This is a genomic window from Paenibacillus sp. J22P143 (assembly GCF_059692035.1).
The window spans coordinates 750,294-767,311 of record NZ_JCAUAQ010000001.1 but is presented as its reverse complement, the minus strand read 5'-3'; the positions used below and the strand labels follow the sequence as shown (position 1 = coordinate 767,311).

Annotated in this window: 20 protein-coding genes and 1 pseudogene; 20 read left to right on the top strand and 1 reads right to left on the bottom strand. The window is 45.6% G+C overall.

Annotated features, from left to right (window positions below):
- Positions 1-12: 12 nt before the first annotated feature.
- The 12 genes from AC58PQ_RS03575 to AC58PQ_RS03520 all read left to right on the top strand — a co-directional run bounded on the left by AC58PQ_RS03575 (position 13) and on the right by AC58PQ_RS03520 (position 8,344).
- Entirely contained in the window at positions 13-1,662 is a 1,650-nt protein-coding gene (locus AC58PQ_RS03575; RefSeq protein WP_497240578.1) for a leucine-rich repeat domain-containing protein, read from the top strand.
- A gap of 127 nt (positions 1,663-1,789) precedes the next feature.
- Positions 1,790-2,281, top strand: a complete 492-nt coding sequence (locus AC58PQ_RS03570; RefSeq protein WP_497240577.1) for a thioredoxin family protein — start codon at positions 1,790-1,792, stop codon at positions 2,279-2,281.
- A 298-nt stretch (positions 2,282-2,579) separates the two neighbouring features.
- Complete coding sequence (locus AC58PQ_RS03565) at positions 2,580-4,061, top strand: sugar ABC transporter ATP-binding protein (RefSeq protein WP_497240576.1); 1,482 nt, start codon at positions 2,580-2,582, stop codon at positions 4,059-4,061.
- 7 nt (positions 4,062-4,068) lie between these two features.
- Positions 4,069-4,260 carry a hypothetical protein gene (locus AC58PQ_RS03560; protein WP_497240575.1) on the top strand — a complete coding sequence of 64 codons (192 nt, stop codon included), beginning with the start codon at positions 4,069-4,071 and terminating at the stop codon, positions 4,258-4,260.
- Between the two features lie 12 nt (positions 4,261-4,272).
- Entirely contained in the window at positions 4,273-4,407 is a 135-nt protein-coding gene (locus AC58PQ_RS03555) for a hypothetical protein (RefSeq protein ID WP_497240574.1), read from the top strand.
- A 504-nt stretch (positions 4,408-4,911) separates the two neighbouring features.
- Complete coding sequence (locus AC58PQ_RS03550) at positions 4,912-5,388, top strand: hypothetical protein (RefSeq protein ID WP_497240573.1); 477 nt, start codon at positions 4,912-4,914, stop codon at positions 5,386-5,388.
- A complete protein-coding gene (locus AC58PQ_RS03545) occupies positions 5,345-6,061 on the top strand; it encodes a carbohydrate-binding protein (RefSeq protein ID WP_497240572.1) in 717 nt (238 codons plus the stop codon). The genes AC58PQ_RS03550 and AC58PQ_RS03545 overlap by 44 nt, the downstream gene beginning before the upstream one ends.
- Entirely contained in the window at positions 6,031-6,189 is a 159-nt protein-coding gene (locus AC58PQ_RS03540; RefSeq protein WP_497240571.1) for a hypothetical protein, read from the top strand. Before AC58PQ_RS03545 ends, AC58PQ_RS03540 begins: the two co-directional genes overlap by 31 nt.
- On the top strand, positions 6,180-6,821 hold the full coding sequence (locus AC58PQ_RS03535) for a cohesin domain-containing protein (RefSeq protein WP_497240570.1): 642 nt from the start codon (positions 6,180-6,182) through the stop codon (positions 6,819-6,821). Before AC58PQ_RS03540 ends, AC58PQ_RS03535 begins: the two co-directional genes overlap by 10 nt.
- A gap of 326 nt (positions 6,822-7,147) precedes the next feature.
- A complete protein-coding gene (locus tag AC58PQ_RS03530) occupies positions 7,148-7,393 on the top strand; it encodes a hypothetical protein (protein WP_497240569.1) in 246 nt (81 codons plus the stop codon).
- A gap of 361 nt (positions 7,394-7,754) precedes the next feature.
- Entirely contained in the window at positions 7,755-7,958 is a 204-nt protein-coding gene (locus AC58PQ_RS03525) for a hypothetical protein (RefSeq protein ID WP_497240568.1), read from the top strand.
- Between the two features lie 251 nt (positions 7,959-8,209).
- The gene (locus tag AC58PQ_RS03520; RefSeq protein WP_497240567.1) at positions 8,210-8,344 is read left to right on the top strand and encodes a hypothetical protein; all 135 of its coding nucleotides are present in this window, start codon (positions 8,210-8,212) and stop codon (positions 8,342-8,344) included.
- 628 nt (positions 8,345-8,972) lie between these two features.
- On the opposite strand, the gene AC58PQ_RS03515 is transcribed toward AC58PQ_RS03520, so the two are convergent.
- Positions 8,973-9,134, bottom strand: a complete 162-nt coding sequence (locus AC58PQ_RS03515; protein WP_497240566.1) for a hypothetical protein — start codon at positions 9,132-9,134, stop codon at positions 8,973-8,975.
- 113 nt (positions 9,135-9,247) lie between these two features.
- Here AC58PQ_RS03515 and AC58PQ_RS03510 point away from each other — a divergent pair, with 113 nt between their 5' ends.
- From AC58PQ_RS03510 to AC58PQ_RS03475, 8 genes and pseudogenes are all read left to right on the top strand, one after another.
- Positions 9,248-10,432 (top strand): ROK family transcriptional regulator, encoded by a 1,185-nt coding sequence (locus AC58PQ_RS03510; protein ID WP_497240565.1) that lies wholly within the window; start codon positions 9,248-9,250, stop codon positions 10,430-10,432.
- Between the two features lie 199 nt (positions 10,433-10,631).
- Positions 10,632-11,414, top strand: coding sequence for an HAD family hydrolase (locus AC58PQ_RS03505; protein ID WP_497240564.1), 783 nt, complete (start codon positions 10,632-10,634; stop codon positions 11,412-11,414).
- Positions 11,380-12,405 (top strand): DUF4432 family protein, encoded by a 1,026-nt coding sequence (locus AC58PQ_RS03500; RefSeq protein ID WP_497240563.1) that lies wholly within the window; start codon positions 11,380-11,382, stop codon positions 12,403-12,405. Before AC58PQ_RS03505 ends, AC58PQ_RS03500 begins: the two co-directional genes overlap by 35 nt.
- On the top strand, positions 12,405-14,405 hold the full coding sequence (locus AC58PQ_RS03495) for a GSU2086 family protein (RefSeq protein ID WP_497240562.1): 2,001 nt from the start codon (positions 12,405-12,407) through the stop codon (positions 14,403-14,405). The genes AC58PQ_RS03500 and AC58PQ_RS03495 overlap by 1 nt, the downstream gene beginning before the upstream one ends.
- Positions 14,402-15,469, top strand: a complete 1,068-nt coding sequence (locus tag AC58PQ_RS03490) for a bifunctional heptose 7-phosphate kinase/heptose 1-phosphate adenyltransferase (protein WP_497240561.1) — start codon at positions 14,402-14,404, stop codon at positions 15,467-15,469. Before AC58PQ_RS03495 ends, AC58PQ_RS03490 begins: the two co-directional genes overlap by 4 nt.
- Before the next feature lie 17 nt (positions 15,470-15,486).
- The gene (locus tag AC58PQ_RS03485; RefSeq protein ID WP_497240560.1) at positions 15,487-15,651 is read left to right on the top strand and encodes a hypothetical protein; all 165 of its coding nucleotides are present in this window, start codon (positions 15,487-15,489) and stop codon (positions 15,649-15,651) included.
- Between the two features lie 266 nt (positions 15,652-15,917).
- A pseudogene (gene larC2, locus AC58PQ_RS03480) lies at positions 15,918-16,123 on the top strand (nickel pincer cofactor biosynthesis protein LarC2).
- Between the two features lie 250 nt (positions 16,124-16,373).
- A complete protein-coding gene (locus AC58PQ_RS03475) occupies positions 16,374-16,760 on the top strand; it encodes a galactose-binding domain-containing protein (protein ID WP_497240559.1) in 387 nt (128 codons plus the stop codon).
- Positions 16,761-17,018: the final 258 nt, after the last annotated feature.

Here is a 17,018-nt window from a genome sequence, read left to right as displayed (position 1 = left end):
GTAGAGGGTGCTTTGAAATGGAAAAGTCTAAGTTTCCTTCTAGTTTGTTTATTATTAATAAAGATAACCGGTGCGTCCTCCGCGATTGAGGGGAATGTCTCTTTTGTGGATGTGAACCTGGAAGCTGCTGTACGGGACACATTGGATAAGCCTGCGGGAGTTATCACAATTTCAGACATGGAAAGATTAACAAGTATGGATGCTTCCGGCAGAGGGATCAGTGACTTAAGCGGTATCGAATATGCGACTCGGTTACAGTCTCTCAATTTAGCGGATAACAGCATTCGTGATGTGTCGAAACTGGGGGCCTTATCCGGCCTGGAAACGTTGATCCTTAACCAAAATGAAATCGCGGAAGGGGATGCGCTTGGCAACCTTGCTTGGTTGAAATCACTGTGGTTGACAGGCAATCAAATAACCGATCTGACTGGAATCGGCTCCTTAATGCAGCTTGAGAGTTTGTATTTGGCTAATAATCAAATTGGAAGTTTATCTGGATTGGAACATTTGCTTCAACTTAAGGAATTGAACCTGGCTGGTAATCAAATACATGATCTCGTTGCTATACAGACATTGACTCAACTGCAATCTCTCAATATAGAAGAGAATCAGGTTACCAGCATTTCCGGGCTAAATGCATTAAACCAACTGGAATGGCTTTCTCTTGCTTTCAATCGGATAAATGATCTAACGCCTATAAGTGAGTTATCCCAATTACATTACCTCGATGTAACAGGAGCGGCTATTTCCGCTGAATCGAATCAGGTATTGAAGAAACTGCAAAACCAAGGCGGTATCGTGGAGTATAGCATTAACAAACCACCTCAGTCTACATTGACAGGCGCCCAGCAGGTGACTTCTGGCCAAACATTCAATATAACGATGGGGTTAAGCAACGTTACGCAAAGTGAACACCAGGTAATGTATGCTCAAGATTTAACGCTTCACTATGATCCTGCGAAATTGCTGTTCGAATCGGTTGCATCGCTGCAGGACGGATTCCAAGTTATCGATAAAATGGAGTCTGTGCCGGGACAAATCCGGATTGTAGCTGCAAGCGTGAAAGCGGATCAAGGAGTGCTTGGCGTACCTGCACAAGGCGATCTGATCTCATTCAAATTTAAAGTTAAATCTTCAACTCAGGCGAACAACACGGCAGTTTCTGTAGACGATGTCGTGATTGCCAATGGACAGGGGAATGAGCTGCAGGTCGGCGGAGCTTCCCGCGAAATACAAATTACTCCACCGAGTACACCTGTGGATAAGTCGCTCTTGAATACATTGATCACAAGCGCTCAGGCTAAGCACAATGCGGCAGTGGAAGGAATTGAGGACGGCTTGTATGTGATTGGATCTAAAGCGCAATTGCAGTCGGCAATCGATGCGGTCCGTGCGACAGCAAACGATCCGAGTGCCACTCAGCAGCAGGTAGATAATGCTAAAGCTGCATTGGATGCGGAAATTCAAGTGTTCGAATCCATGAGAATAACCGCAGATATTAATGGACAAGGCGGTATCACGATCGGAGACTTGGCTATTGTTGCAGGTGCATATGGTAAACAACAAGATCAGGCGGGCTGGAATACGAAAGCGGATGTAAATACAGACGGCAAGGTTGACGTAGTGGACCTTGCAATCGTGGTTAAAGCGATCTTGAAATAAAACTACGACGCACTTTAGCGATAGTTAGAGCTGATCGGTAATGATATGGGGGAGATCTATTATTCTCCCCCTTATCTTTTGGAATGAGAATTTTTATAAAGGAGAATCGCAGATGAGGAAAAGTAGCATGAAAAGACATTATTGGCTATTGAGTGGTGTGCTGCTTCTTTTCGTTTTATTCGGTATAGGTAATATTTGGTACAACAGGACAACGACTGAGATGGACGAATCGCAGGTTGGGCTTAATGAAATGAAAGGAACGGTACAAGAGGTTAGCGCCCAGCTAATGGGCACTATAAACTCTGATAAGCACAGTTTTATCTATTTGTATGAACCGAATTGCAAACTATGCATGAAGATGGAGCCGATCATAAATGCGTCGGCAGAGAGAAATGGAATTACGCTTCAGCGATTGAATCTCCATAAATACAAGGATGTCCGAAGCCTGGAAAATGAAAAGGGGATTCCTCTAATAAAGTTTTATAAGGAGCTTCCTGCAGTCGCTTACTATAAAAATGGTTGGCTGATTGCTTGGGCTGAGGGTGACCAATCGGGAAAAATATACGATGAATACTTTGAGCATTTTCGATTTGGTGACGAAGACGGGCACGATTCATGAACATGAATAAGGGTAGATGGACTGTATGCGATTGGCTCCAAAGCGATCTTGAAATAAAACAAATTTAATTGAAGGCAGAAAGACTCTTATAGTTGCTATACAGTACTTGGACGATAAGTACTGTGTAGCCACTATATTTGTTTCTCATGGTTTCTTCAAATGGGATAATTATTTCTTTGTGTATTTGTTACAGATTCTTGTGATCTTCGCACATTAGTGTTGATTTAAAATAGGATTGACTATTTAATAAGGATTATCTATTAATCAGAGTGCTAATGTTGAATGAGGATGTGATCGGATGCTTCTGGATATGCAAAATATCAGCAAGTCTTTTTATGGTGTGAAAGCGCTGGATGGCGTCAATTTCCATCTCCGTAGCGGTGAAGTACATGCACTAATTGGCGGCAATGGGGCCGGCAAGTCGACACTGGCGAAAATGATATCCGGCTATCATCAGCCCGAAGAAGGGACAATTGCCATCGAGGGCGAGCATGTGCAGGTCAGATCGCCCATTGAAGCTCAGCGATTTAGCGTGTCAATGATTTATCAGGATCCCGTCCTCATTCAAGATTTGAGCATTGCTGAAAATATTTACCTCGGATCAGAACCGAGGATGCTCGGATTTTTTGTCAATCGCCGGAAAATGAATAAAGATGCCAAGCACTTAATGAAATCGCTTGGGGTCTATCATCATCCGGCGACTCTGGTTCGCCGGCTGTCACTGAGCGAGCAGCATGCTGTTGCTATTGCAAAGGCTGTATCCAAGCGTACGAGAATCTTAATTATGGATGAGCCGACAACGGGTTTGACCGTTTTGGAGAGAGAGTGCTTATTCGACCTGCTCCGACTTTTTAGAAAAGAAGGCGTCGGCATCGTTTATATCACGCATCGTTTGGAAGAATTGCATCAACTCTGTGACCGGATCACGATCCTGCGCGACGGGAAACACGTCATAACGCGCGAATTGAACGGTTTAACCGAAAACGAAATCGTAGGTCTTATGTTAGGCAAGGAAGTGAAGCGAATATTTCCTCAAGTTAGACATAACGTCGGTAAAGAGCTTCTGCATGTAAAGGGACTTACCCACAATCCCTGGTTCAGTAATGTTCATTTTCAACTGCACGAAGGAGAGATTCTCGGATTTGCGGGATTGACCGGATCCGGAAGAACAGAGCTAGTGCAAAGTTTATTCGGCGAAATGAAATGGGATTCCGGCGAGGTGTACTGGAAAGGGAAGAATGTACATTTTCGCAGCCCGCGCGAAGCCATTCAACATCAGGTTGGATTGGTTCATCGAGATCGGATGACGAAAGGTTTATTTCCTGACATGGGGATTTCACAAAATTTAACGATATCAAGCCTTAAGCAATTGCACAGATGGCATTTTCTTTCACTGGAACACGAGCAAGACACAGCGCTGGATGCTATACTTCAGTTAAACATTCAACTTCGAGACCCCGATCAGAAGGTGAAGCATTTAAGCGGCGGCAATCAGCAAAAAGCTGCCTTAGGGAAATGGTGGGTCGCGGGAGCCGATTTGTATATGCTTGAAGAGCCTACGCAAGGTATCGATGTGGGGGCAAAGAGTGAAATGTATGCTACCATTCACAATCTCGTGCAGGAAGGAAAGGGCATGATCATTATATCATCTGATTTCTCGGAGTTATTAAGGCTATGTACTCGAATTTTGGTGATGCGTGAAGGCTGTATTGTCGATGAAATGACGAGTGATGATGCAACGGAGGAAAGAATCGTGCGATCAGCATCAGGAATCTATTAATTTAAAGATGGTTGGACAGGACAATATGCCTGCCCAGCCATTTGCTTTCTTTTATACATTAGCGATTGTCAGTTTAGCTTTAAATTCGTTGTTTTTAGAGGAATTTGATTTTATCTATATAGACGGTGAAAAAGAACTTATAATTGAACACAAAGGCGATCAATCACTCGCAGAGACTGCTTATCTATTTCCTGAATAAGATAAGTCGCTCTTGAACGCAGCAATCGCAAGCGCTCAGGCGAAGTACGATGCAGCAGTGGAAGGCAGCGCAGACGGACTGTATGTGACTTGCTCCAAAGCGGAATTGAAGTCGGCTCTCGATGCAGCCAAAGCGATCTTGCAATAAAACAGCTTCGAATGATTATGGATTAGTTGGATCGATAAAGAAATGCGGGGGAGATATGATGTCTCCCGCCTTTCATTCCACGTGTACCGAAGATAGTTTAGAGTGACACTAATCCTTAGTATTCGAGTATTCCATTTCACAAGGTATGGCAAAAATTCGCATATGAGCAACAATAGGCGGTCGTTCTATTGAAGAGGTTACTTATCTTTCTGTTGATCAGTCAGGAAAAATAGTTGCGGCTCCTTATTTAAGTAAAATTGACTTATCTCTGAACAAAAATACAATTAATCTCAACAATTCAATCGTAGCCACAATTAATGGCTTATTAAGTACAGGAGGAAGCGCTGATTTATCAAGTGCTGCTGTAGAATATCAATTTAGCGATGCAAGGTTATCTGTTGTTGAAGGCAGCACTATGATTATTGCAAAAGGCGAACTTGGTACTGGGTTTAATGCAACTGTTGCTGTAAAGGTAACTTTAGGCGGGGTGACCGTTATGTACCTTTGACAACAAACGTCAGTGTAACTGTAAAGGCGATGGTTGTAATCCTTCAAAGCGTCACAGCGCCTGCAGCAGTCACAGGAGTGGCCAACGGAACAGCCAAGACAGCGGCAGCTGTTGGGCTACCAGCAACTATGGTATTGGCTACCAATAGTGGAAATGTGAATGCAGGTGTGACGTGGAATGTCAACGCAGCAAATTACGATCCGAGCATGAAGAGGGAACAGACGTTCACGGTAGCAGGCACAGTGAGCATTCCGGAGGGAGTTACTAACCCGAACAACGTGCCTTTGACATCGGCTATCCAAGTGACTGTATTACGAGCAGCTGTCAATACGCCGCCGGTGGTGAGTATTACAACTCCAGTAGCAGGAGGTTTGTTCAAATGGGGAGATAAGATTCCCTATACGGTAACGGATGCAGAGGATCAGGTGATTGATTGCTCCAAGGTTACGGTGCAGCCATCGCTTATGCCATGATGCAGATTCGCATCCCGATACACCTCAAACTGGCTGTACCGGGACTTTCACAACGGTTCAAAGCGATACCAATCAAGAAAATACGTATTACCAACTGGTTGCCAGCTATACCGATAACGGTGGAGTAAAGGGAACGGCGACGATCAAGATATTGTCAACGGACCGGCAAGCCGAGTATTACGATGCCGCCAGCACTGGCATCCAGACAGAGGACACTACCGATACTGGAGGCGGCAAAAATGTAGGCTATATTAAAAATGGCAGCTGGCTTCTCTTTAAAGGTCTGGATCTCAAGAACGTCACTGGCATTAGCGCAAGAGTGGCAACCGCCACCTCCGGAGGTACGATTGAGGTGCGAGCAGACTCTATAACCGGAACCTTGCTTTCGACCTTGACGGTACCAGGAACGGGAGGTTGGCAAACATGGACGACGGTGAACGGCGCGCTTAGCAATATTCCGAGCGGGCAGCATGACATTTATTTTGTGTTTACAGGCGGATCGGGCTATTTATTCAATGCGAACGTATTTACATTCGCTATGGCTCAAGGAAAGACGTTAGTAAGCATCACAGCGCCTGCCGCAGTCACAGGGGTGCCAACGGAACAGCCAAGACAGCGGCAGCGCTTGGGTTGCCAGCAACCGTGGTATTGGCTACCAATAACGGAAATGTGAATGCAGGTGTGACATGGAATGTCAACGCAGCAAATTACGATCCGAGCATCAAGACTGTACAGACGTTCACGGTAGCAGGTACAGTTAGCCTTCCTGAGGGAGTTGCTAACCCGAACAAATGCCTTTGACATCGGCTATCCAAGTGACTGTTAATGCTTTGCAAGAAGTACAGCCGAAAGCTGTGATAACAGGTCCTGGCACTGTTGTTGCCGGTCTGCCGTTCGAAGTCAACATCGGTCTTCACGGCGTCACTTCCAGCAGTTTTGCGCAGGACATCACGGTGACATACGATTCCTCTGTAGCCGAGTATGTGTCAGCTACAGCTCTGAAAACTGGTGTGGACATTATCGCGGAGAAGGCGAGTTCGGGCACAATCAGGCTGCTTTTAGCAAGCAAAGGGGCAGACAATGCGATTAGCGGCGATACGGAGCTTGTGAAGCTGACTTTCCGATCGAAAACAGTGCCGGCAGCCAGCACGATAGCGGTAACCGGTGCACGGCTTGGCAATGCGTTGGGAATTGAGATTCAGGCGCAACCGGCTTCCATGCCAATTGAAGTCGTGACTAATAATCCTGGTCTGCCTGGCGATACGAACGGCGACAAAAAAATCTCGATCGGCGATGTTGCTTTTGCAGCCGCTCAATATGGTAAATACACGAGCAGTCCGGATTGGAATCAGATCAAGTCGGCCGACCTTGATGCCAATGGTGTCATCGATATTATCGATCTTGCGGCGATTGCTAAGAAAATCTTGAACTAATTAGACTGAGTGAATAGGCGAAATCATTATTTTAAGAATTAGGAAGCTAAGAGATGCCCCTTTACATTGGCAATATGAGATCCATGTAAAGGGGCTTTTCTCGCTTATGACCAGTCATAAAGGAAACTTAACCATTGCCGTCATAATCGTAAGTGAAAATTCATGACTGTGTATTTTAATCGAAAGGAAAAGCACTTTTACTGAGGTAAATTTGTCTTTTATTTCGTTTTAAGATCCGATATTCGTTGACCTGCATAGCAGTAAAATAAATGTGGGATATTGATTGAGGGTGAAAAAGCCCAAATACAAACACATGGAGGAATAACATGTACAACCAAACTGGGAGTCAAACCTCTCCTGCAAACAGCACACAACTTGTACAATTAGTGACAAACCAAGCAATCCAAGCAGCGCAGGCAGCTCAAGCAGCAAATCAAGCTGCTAGTCAAGCGCTCCAAGCGGCAGCTCAAGTTACAGAGGCCTTAGCGATTCAAGTTACGCCTTCTTCGTTTGCTCCTTGGCAACATTCTGCCACTGCACCATCAAATCAGATCGGTAATAAATTTAGATAAGCTTGCTGTAATGATCCCTGCTGACTACGGTTAGTGGGGATTCTTTTAAGTGATCAAATCAAACTCAGTAGAATCTATTTTTGAAGGAGGAAACACTTTATGCACCATACAGTTGTATTATTTAATGACAACCCTATTCTGGTAGAGTTCTATGGTTCAGATGAGAAGCAAATACCTTCTTTGATATCTGCTCTAAAAAATAATAAGATTACACTCCATAGTATGGGAAATTCACCATCCCACGTTGAACTTTATGGTAATGAAGCGATAATTCATTCAAACGAAAATCTCTCTTTTCGAATACCACTTCTATAGAATATATATTTCGGTGCATTAGAGCCATCGAGTTAATAAAGAGTGAGTGCCACCGTGTTCAAAAGATTCGGGTCTTACCTATATTTCCATGATTCCTAAGTCGTTATATTGGCAGAAAGCGGAGATGGTTCGCAATTTAACTATATTCAGCAGTTTGGGCAGCTTGCTTGGCCGTTTGGAGAGCAGTATTCCAGAAGTTGAGTCGTTAGCTGATTTTAATATGGATGTGCTTTCTGATGATTCGCCGTAATCCTGCTTTATTTAGAATCTAGCGATCAATCAGAATAATGCTGGTTATGTAGCAGAAGTAAATGAATCTCTCGCGTGCCTAATTAATTCTAAACAGATGAATGAAGCGGATCGATAGCAAGAGTTGAAACGTATAGCGCATGAAGTTCAGCAGTTTCTTGCCTCTCATTATAAGATATATTTGACCTTGTCAATCAGCGGAATTCACAAAGGTATCGCCATTCTCAGACTTTCCAAGAAGCACTTGATTCAATGGAATACAAACTAGTGATGGGAAGCAAAGAGATATTGTTCTATGAAGAAATCAATCTACGCGCGGAATCAGAAAGCGAAATCGGGTATTACGATATTCTTCAGCTGGAACAGCAATTAATCAATTTTATGTAAAATTGGTGATTTCGACAAGGCTTAGGGGACTCTGGATGAAATTATCTTGCATAATTTTGGCAGTAACCAGGTATCACTTGCTTTTGCAAGATGCTTAGCATTCAACTACATACCATCCGTACTAATTCGAACGTTGTTCTCCTTCCGCAAATCGATGTACTGTGGACTTGTAAAATGACTACCTTGGTCGCTGTTAATAATACCAGGCTTACGCTTTGCCAGAGCTCTTTTCATCGTTTCAAGGACAAAACCAAAAATAAATGAGATCCAGAAAATATTAGATATAATCGCTTACGAAGTTTAAATATTCGGTTATTTAATAAGATATAAATCCAAACACAACATGAAGTACGCGAAATATTGGGCCAAAGGAGCCCAGTATCACACGTGCTTATTTTGGTTTTATTGAAGGATAAATTGGAGTAGTTTTTACTTTGCGTGCACTGAGTTCCTCTCAAGGGATTAGATAGAAATTCGAAAAAATTGCAATTGATTAAATAAAAGTAAATCACTGAATCTTTTGATCGGCCAGCTATACTGAAAACACTTATCGAACCCATCCTGAAGCTAGTGTATCCAATCATATGGGTATAAAGTTCTTTTTTTGCAGTGATATCACCGATCTGGATTATTGGCGACAAAGCTTTGATTGTCCAGTTCCGAGATTTCCGTCGGCAGATGCTCTACGCCGATCTCGGAAGCGAGCTTTATGGCTGCATCGAACTCGCGGCTGCAACTCCCCGAGCAACTTGCCTTTGGCGTCAAGGGATAGAAGGGTAGGATCGTTCAAGTTAAACCTCCTTTGGGATACATGTTCAAGGTAATCTTTACATTCTCGCAGTCGTATCCTATTCTTAGAACAAGGAACGACGATTCCAAATTTGATCGATAAGGATGTTTATAATGAAATCCAAACAAGGTTATTTGACCCAAATTAAACAAATTAACATGTCTACCGTGTTAAGAAATATTTGGGAATTCGAACCGATTTCCCGTATTGAATTAGTGAATAAAACGGAATTGACTTCCGGAACGATGACTAATTTGACACAAGATTTGCTCAAAGCTGGTATTATACGTGAGTCTGAGTCTAATTCCGGAAGCGTGGGTCGAAAACGGATGTTGCTGCGTTTGGACGCCGAGAATCACCGTTTAATTGGTATCGATATCGGACGAAATTCGTTCGAAGTCGTCTTAACCGATCTTTACGGAAGGGTAATCGCCGCTTCCGAGGCTTCGACCATCGGGATAGATGATCCGAACCGCATCCTTGATCTTGTTACTCCTTATGTGCAAAGAATGAGGTCCATGGCGCTCGAGAAAGGAAACAATCTTCTCGGGATCGGTGTGAGCATTCCAGGACCTATGGATTGGCAACGTGGCATTTTGCTGGATCCACCTAATTTTCCCGGATGGAAGCAATATCCCGTCTGTGCTGAACTTGAGAAGCGCCTTGGCACACGGGTACTCATTAATGACGATGCTCGTACTTCGGCGCTTGCGGAACGTTGGTTCGGTCTTGGGCGTAAGTCCGATCATCTCGTGCACATCACGATGGGAATGGGAATCGGTGGCGGTGTCGTGATGAATGGAGAAATGCTCTATGGCGCCAACGGTCTCTACGGTCAAATCGGCCATATTACCGTTGCGCCCAAGGGTGAGCTTTGCGCATGCGGCAACGTAGGCTGCTGGGAAACGGTGGGCTCGATTCCGGGCATTTTACAGCATTGGACAGAAGGGCGCGGCAAGACGATTGTCGACTTTTTTGAAGCCGTTAATCGAGAGGAGTCGGAGGCCGTCCGCAGTCTGGAACATACGCTGTCCTATATGGCAGATGCACTAACCACTCTTTTCAACGTATACGACCCGGAAGTGATTGTTTTGAGCGGAAAATTGTACCCTTATTTAGCCGGATACATGCCGGAAATCCGGAATCAGGTTCAATCTCGTGTGTATCCGTTCGTCCGTGACCGTGTTCGCATTGAAGCGTCAACTTTCGGTTCGTCGCAAAGCGCTGTCGGTGCGGCTGCCCTTACTTTCGAACAGTTGATGAGGGAGCCACTAACTACAATTGACAATTGGGATTGAATTAATGATTAAGAAAATGTTTGACCTCATCTCCTTCCCAATATATAATCTAATCGAATTATAAATTAGTTTAACGAATGAGTGAATATCTTAATGAATAAGAAATTAATGGGGTGGGATTAAAAAACTGGTTTTCTTTCTTGAAATCACACGAACGCATTTATCTTTATGATTAAGAAATTAAAAGGGGGGGCAACAAATGAAAAAAGTAAGAGCTGTTTTATTCGATTTTGACGGAACAGTATCAACTCTTCGTGCAGGGTGGGAAGAGATTATGAAACCCTTCATGAAGGAATCCATAGTGGGGAACTATCAGTTGACTGAAGAACAGGAAGTGGCCTTAGAGCGGGAAATCGACGCGTATATTGATCAATCGACGGGTATTCAAACTATCTATCAAATGAGGTGGCTCACAGATACGGTTCGTGAAAAAGGCTGGAACAAGCAAGTGTTGGATGAATGGGATTATAAAGCTGAATACAACAGGAGACTGCTTGTTCGTGTGAAAGATCGGGTTAACTTGTTGAGTCAGGGGGAGCTTCATGCGGAAGATTTCCTGATTCGTGGGGCATCCGAATTTGTTAAGGAACTGCATCGGCGGGGCGTCCAGTTGTACGTAGCCAGTGGAACGGATCATCCCGACGTTGTCCGCGAAGCCGAAGTACTAGGTCTAGCCCCATATTTTAAAGAAATCGCAGGTGCTCCTCTCGGAAAAGCAGAATGCTCCAAGGAGAAGGTGCTACAGGATCTGATTCATTCCAAAGGTCTTGCGGGAGAAGAGCTTGCCGTCATCGGAGACGGGAAAGTGGAAATTCGCTTGGGGAAAGAAGCAGGAGGGCTTTCGTTCGGCCTGGCGAGCGATGAAGAACTTCGCGAAGGGATCAATCCGGTCAAAGAACGGCGGCTTAGAGCGGCAGGGGCAGACTGGATAACCGGCGACTTCCGGAATGCGGAAGAGTGGTTTGAGCGGTTGGGGCTGTAAGCCGATGCCGCCTTCCTACCGCAAGTATCGCAATGATGGATGCCGTCTAACCGATGATTTGATTTACAAAGGATATAGAAGTCTTTTACTGGAAAACGACAAGCTGCAAATTATGCTGTTGCTTGATAAGGGGGGAGAACCCGTTCGTTGGCTTCATAAACCGACCGATACGGATTTGATCTGGCATACGCGGTTAGGACTACTACCAGCTCATCCGCTTTATCCCGACTACCAGATGTCTTATCTGGGCGGATGGCAAGAGATGCTTCCTGAAGTGAGCGAGACTCATTTGTATCGGGGGGCGCTTGTGCATCGCGGAGAATCGGCGGTTACGCCTTGGGAATATGAATGTCTGCGAGATGATCGGGAGGAGCTTCGGGTTCGTCTGACGAATCGGCTTCGATCTCTGCCGTTAGTGATCGAGAAAACTTTCATTATGCGCATTGGGGAGTCGTCGGTGCACATAGAAGAAACGGTTTGGAATGAAGCGCCAGTGCAAATGGAATTCAATTGGGGGCACCATCTGGCTTTCGGTTCCCCATTCCTTGATAGTGATACGAAGGTAGAATTTGCTCGTGGATCCCAAGTCATCCATCCGGTTACAGGGGAGCGACGGGATTGGCCGTATGCTCCGGACGATTGTGCAACGGATATGTCTATGATGGCACAATCGGGTACAAAACGTGACCTGCTTGCCGTTGATACGCCTGAAGGCGCCTACCGGTTGCGTAACAGTCGAAAGTCCATGTTGCTTGAAGTGAGTTGGGATCACAACGTCTGGCCGTATGTTTGGTATTGGCAGAACTTCGCCGCCGACTCGAATGCGCCCTTCTTCAGCTGCGAGTACAACATCGGGCTGGAGCCATTTAACGTACTGCCCAAGTTGACGCTTGCGGAAGCAGCGGAGAAAGGTGCCGCTTTGCACCTGGCACCTTACGGTTCTTTGACTTCATGGTTGAAAATAGAAGTGATCGAGGAGGGGAACGACTGATGAAGCCTCACGATAGGTTGTCGTTCGATGCGATCAAGACGAATTCGGTATATACGCGGACGAATCTCGTCACCATCCGCAATATGGCTAATCCCTATCAAGACACCCCGGGGGAATGGCAGCAATCTCCGTCGGAACAGCAAGCATTCGATGAGTTGGTCGATCTGATCATCAGTGTGAGAGCGGCTGGAAAACCGGTCATATGGTCGATGGGGGCTCATGTTATTAAAAATGGGCTATCCCGATATGTAATTGAAATGGTACGTAGCGGCATCTTGACTCATGTGTCCGGTAATGGGGCAACGAGTATTCACGATTTCGAACTAGCCTTCATGGGAGAAACGTCGGAAGACGTGGCGCGCGCCATCGAAGACGGCTCTTTCGGAATGTGGGAGGAAACCGGGCGCTATATGAATGAAGCCATCCAAGAGGGCGCAGCGGAAAATCTCGGCTATGGCGAAAGCTTGTATCGATACTTAAATCGGCATCCCGAACGGTTCCCCCACTATGACGATTGTGTCTTCGTACAATGCCAACGTTCCGGCGTTCCCTATACCTGTCACATCTCCATCGGTACCGATATTATTCACCAGCATCCGATCGTTGATTTCGAAGCGCTTGGTCGAACAAGCGGCAAAGATTTCGAGACGATGTGCCAATCGATATCGGAAATGTCGGAGGGTGGCGTGTTTCTAAATTTCGGCTCGGCGATATCAGGACCTGAAATCTTTCTAAAGGCGGTCAGTCTATGCCGTAATCAAGGGTTGCCAATGACACCCATCACTGCAGCCAACTTCGATATTGTTCCGGTATTTCAAGAGCCAGTTCCAACTAGAATCGAAGCGGACTTCTACTATCGGCCACGCCGTAATTTTATCGACCGTCTGACCCAGATCGGCGGTAAGGGAAATCTGTTCCACGGATTGCATCAAGTTACGATTCCTCAATTGTTTCATCGCGTGCTTCAGCGCAAACGGGAACTAGGAGTCGATTTTCCGGATTATGTCCGAGATGAGAAACTGTCAAGAGAACGACTTAAGCTCTTTCCCATCGAACAGCGATATGCTGAGTTAAAAGTGGAAAGTTTGGTTAATGAAAGAGACTTTTCTACAGTTCCTAACTGGTCCCAATCAGATGATTCAACTTTTCAGGCTTTCGTTAAACGCATTCTTGAAGCACGTAAACAGGGCAAAGAAGTGCTCATTTCGCTTGGAGGAAACGTCATTGGTAGTGGGGTTTCTTCAGACCTGTGTGAATTGATTGACAAAGGTTTTATCACCCATTTGGCAATGAATGGGGCTGGGGCATTTCAGGATCTGGAGCTGGCAGCCTTCGGACAAACCGAAGAAAGCGATACCGCTTCGCTCTTGAATGGAACTTTCGGGATGTGGAGGGAACCAGGAGAGCTACTGCACGGTGCGCTCCGTGAAGGTTACGCCAAAGGGTTAGGCTACGGAGAAAGTCTAATGGCTCACATGGTGGCGCATCCAGAGCGATATCCTTATCGCCACTTTAGTCTACTGAATGCTTGTAGCCGTAATGGCATACCCTGCACGGTTCACGTAACGCTTGGTACCGATGCGATTCAACAGCACCCGGATGTCGATTTTACGGTACAGGGAGGATCCAGCGGGAGGGACTTTAAGATTTATGCGAACACGGTTACCCGCCTGGATAGTGGCGTGTATGCCAACTTCGGTTCAACCGTAACTGGGCCGGAGGTGCTGCTTAAAGCGCTGTCGATTGCACGAAATTTGGGATATGCCGTACATCGGATCACGACCGCAAATTTCGATGTTGTGAAGCTTGGAGACTATCACCGCAAAGTCGGTTATGAGGACTGGGATTACTATTATCGTCCACGTAAAAATATCATTCACCGCCCGACAAGTCTTGGAGGCGAGGGATATCATTTTGAAGGTGTGCATCAGCAGACGATTCCAGCACTAAAACGTGCACTCATGGACTCTTATGAAGAGGAGGGAGAAGTTCATTCATGAAACAGATAAAGCCGGAGTCGGAAGCCTCTTTTAAAATAGAGCTTTACGAAGGACTTACTCAGCTGCGAACAGAGGAATTGCTTCAACAAATTGACTCGTTGCGTGCGGGGGTGATCGGCGATGTATGTCTCGATGTGTATTGGGAAGCGGATGTAACGCGAAGCGTTCTATCCCGCGAAACGCCGCATCATACACTTCCGGTCGTAGAAGAACGTTACTCCCCAGGGGCGGCCGGTAATGTAGCTGCCAATTTGAAAGAACTTGGTTGCTGCGAAGTCTTTGTATGCTCGGTTATCGGTCGCGACTGGCGAGGGGGACTTCTCAAAGAGCAGTTAGCCAAAAGGGAAATCGACCTTTCTTTTCTGATTACAGCAGACAGTTGGAGCACGCCGGCTTATTGCAAGCCGATTAAGGTAGGGCTGCAACAGGTCAGACAGGAAGAGCCTCGTATCGATTTTCAAAACTATCATCCACTGCCGGAATCACTTGTGTTAGAGCTTGCAGAATGTCTGGACGCATTAGCGGAGCGGTGCGATATCATTGCAGTTACCGATCAGTTAAATCATGGGGTAATTGGAGAAGTGATCCGGCTTAAGTTAGCGATTTGGGCTAAGCGCGGGAAAATCATTGTCGTGGACAGCCGGGAGAATATTGGCTCATTCCGCCATGTTATTGTGAAGCCTAATGAAGTAGAGGCGAGCCGCTGGTTAGAGCCTCAATCAGAGGATGTGGATCGACCTCAGCAACAATGGGCAGAAATGGCTAAGCAGTTGTCAGATGTGGTAGACGGAGTGTGCTGTATGACACTCGGTTCCCAAGGTGCCCTCTGGGCAGAAACGGATCGCTGCGTATTTGTACCGACGCGAGCGGCTGAGCCGCCGATCGATATTGTTGGAGCCGGGGATGGATTCGCTTCCGCTCTGCTTTGCGCGCTCGGCGCCGGAAGCGACGGGCCGGAAGCAATGGCGTTCGCGCATCTTGCGGCCTCTGTTATTGTTCGAAAAATCGGGACAACGGGAACGGCCTCTCCGCAAGAAATCTTATATATGCAAAAGATAAATTAATGAAGGAGAGGATGCATTTGAATATCAGGAATTCCAAACAAGTGGTAATGGATGAACTCTTCGGAAAGTATCCAGATTTATCTTGTTGTCGAGATGATATCGAACGGGCGTTTCTTGAGATTTCGGGGGCTTACCGTGCACGAGGCAAGCTGCTTGTCTGCGGGAATGGGGGCAGCGCTTAAAGCGATAGGGGTCAGGAGCATCGGGTTGACTGGTGAAACAGGAGGCAAGTTGGCGGAACTATGCGACGTTACGATAAAGGTGCCAAGGAGTAGAACGCCTGATATCCAGGAATGTCATCTCCCGATTTATCATGCACTGTGCGTAATGCTGGAAAAGGAATTTTTCGACTAATATATCCCAATCGAGGGGGACGGTATGAGAGATGGATTTCTCAGAGCATAAACAAGAGCACAAAGAAGGTGAGATGGTATTGCTGTAAACGAATATCGACGATATGAACCCTGAGTTTTGTCCCTATGTCGGAGAACGATTACTGGATGCAGGCGCACATGACGTTTTTGGATCCCGATTCTGATGAAGAAAGGACGCCCGGGATTTCTTCTGAATGTCCTTACGAATAAGAAACGGCTTACGAAGAGAGAGAAGATCGTTTTTGAAGAAACAAGTACACTTGGTATACGTTACATATAAGATCGGACCAATACACTTTGGTCTGATCTTTTGTGCGCTTGGCAGTGCATCGACTTAGGAGTGAAAGTCTCCAGCATACCGTGAGGTGGCGGAAGTGCATAGCTGACAGGCAGTGAGTAGTCAGTGAAGCTCTTTTTGGGTGATTGGCGTTTTTAACGACCATTAATAGTTTGCAATAATCATGATGTAAGGGAGAGTGTTCTTTGATGTTTAAAAAGACAATCGCTTTTCACTGCACCCAATGCCAATAATGGCATCTTGGAACAAGCAAAGCGATGAATCGTGCGTTATTAAGTGGGGAAATACCTATGCAAGGCAATATAAGATCCAAGTTTCGGACGACGGAACCACTTACACGGATGCATATACGGAAACAGCGGGCAATGGTGGAACGGATGACATCTCAAGTTCAGCCGCGACCAAAAAATATGTAAAGTTATTATTTACCGCAAAAAATGCGGCTAGTGGCGTAAATTTGAAGGAATTTGAATTATACAATGCAGCAGCCGAAGCGCCTATCAATCCAGCACTAAACCGAACAGCAACCGCCTCCAACTTTCCAGTTGATGTTCAAAAGTCTGTGGACAACGGAATTATGGCTGCCGCGTTCATGATCAATATACCTATATGGGAATGAAGACCATTGTATTGGAAAATGAAAAAATACGGATCTCCATCCTGTTCACGAGGCAAGTCTTCCGAATTGTACAAGATAACAACATTAGAGAGCAATCTTTCTAAACTATTGTGGCTGATATATGATGTAAAATATTCGTATGGTACACAGTTTGGTGATATTATAGAATTACTTTACGGGGGAAGGATAAAATGCAGGATTAGTGAAAAGTTTGTTGAAATATACATCCCTAGTATAAACTACAGATCAACAAACCTC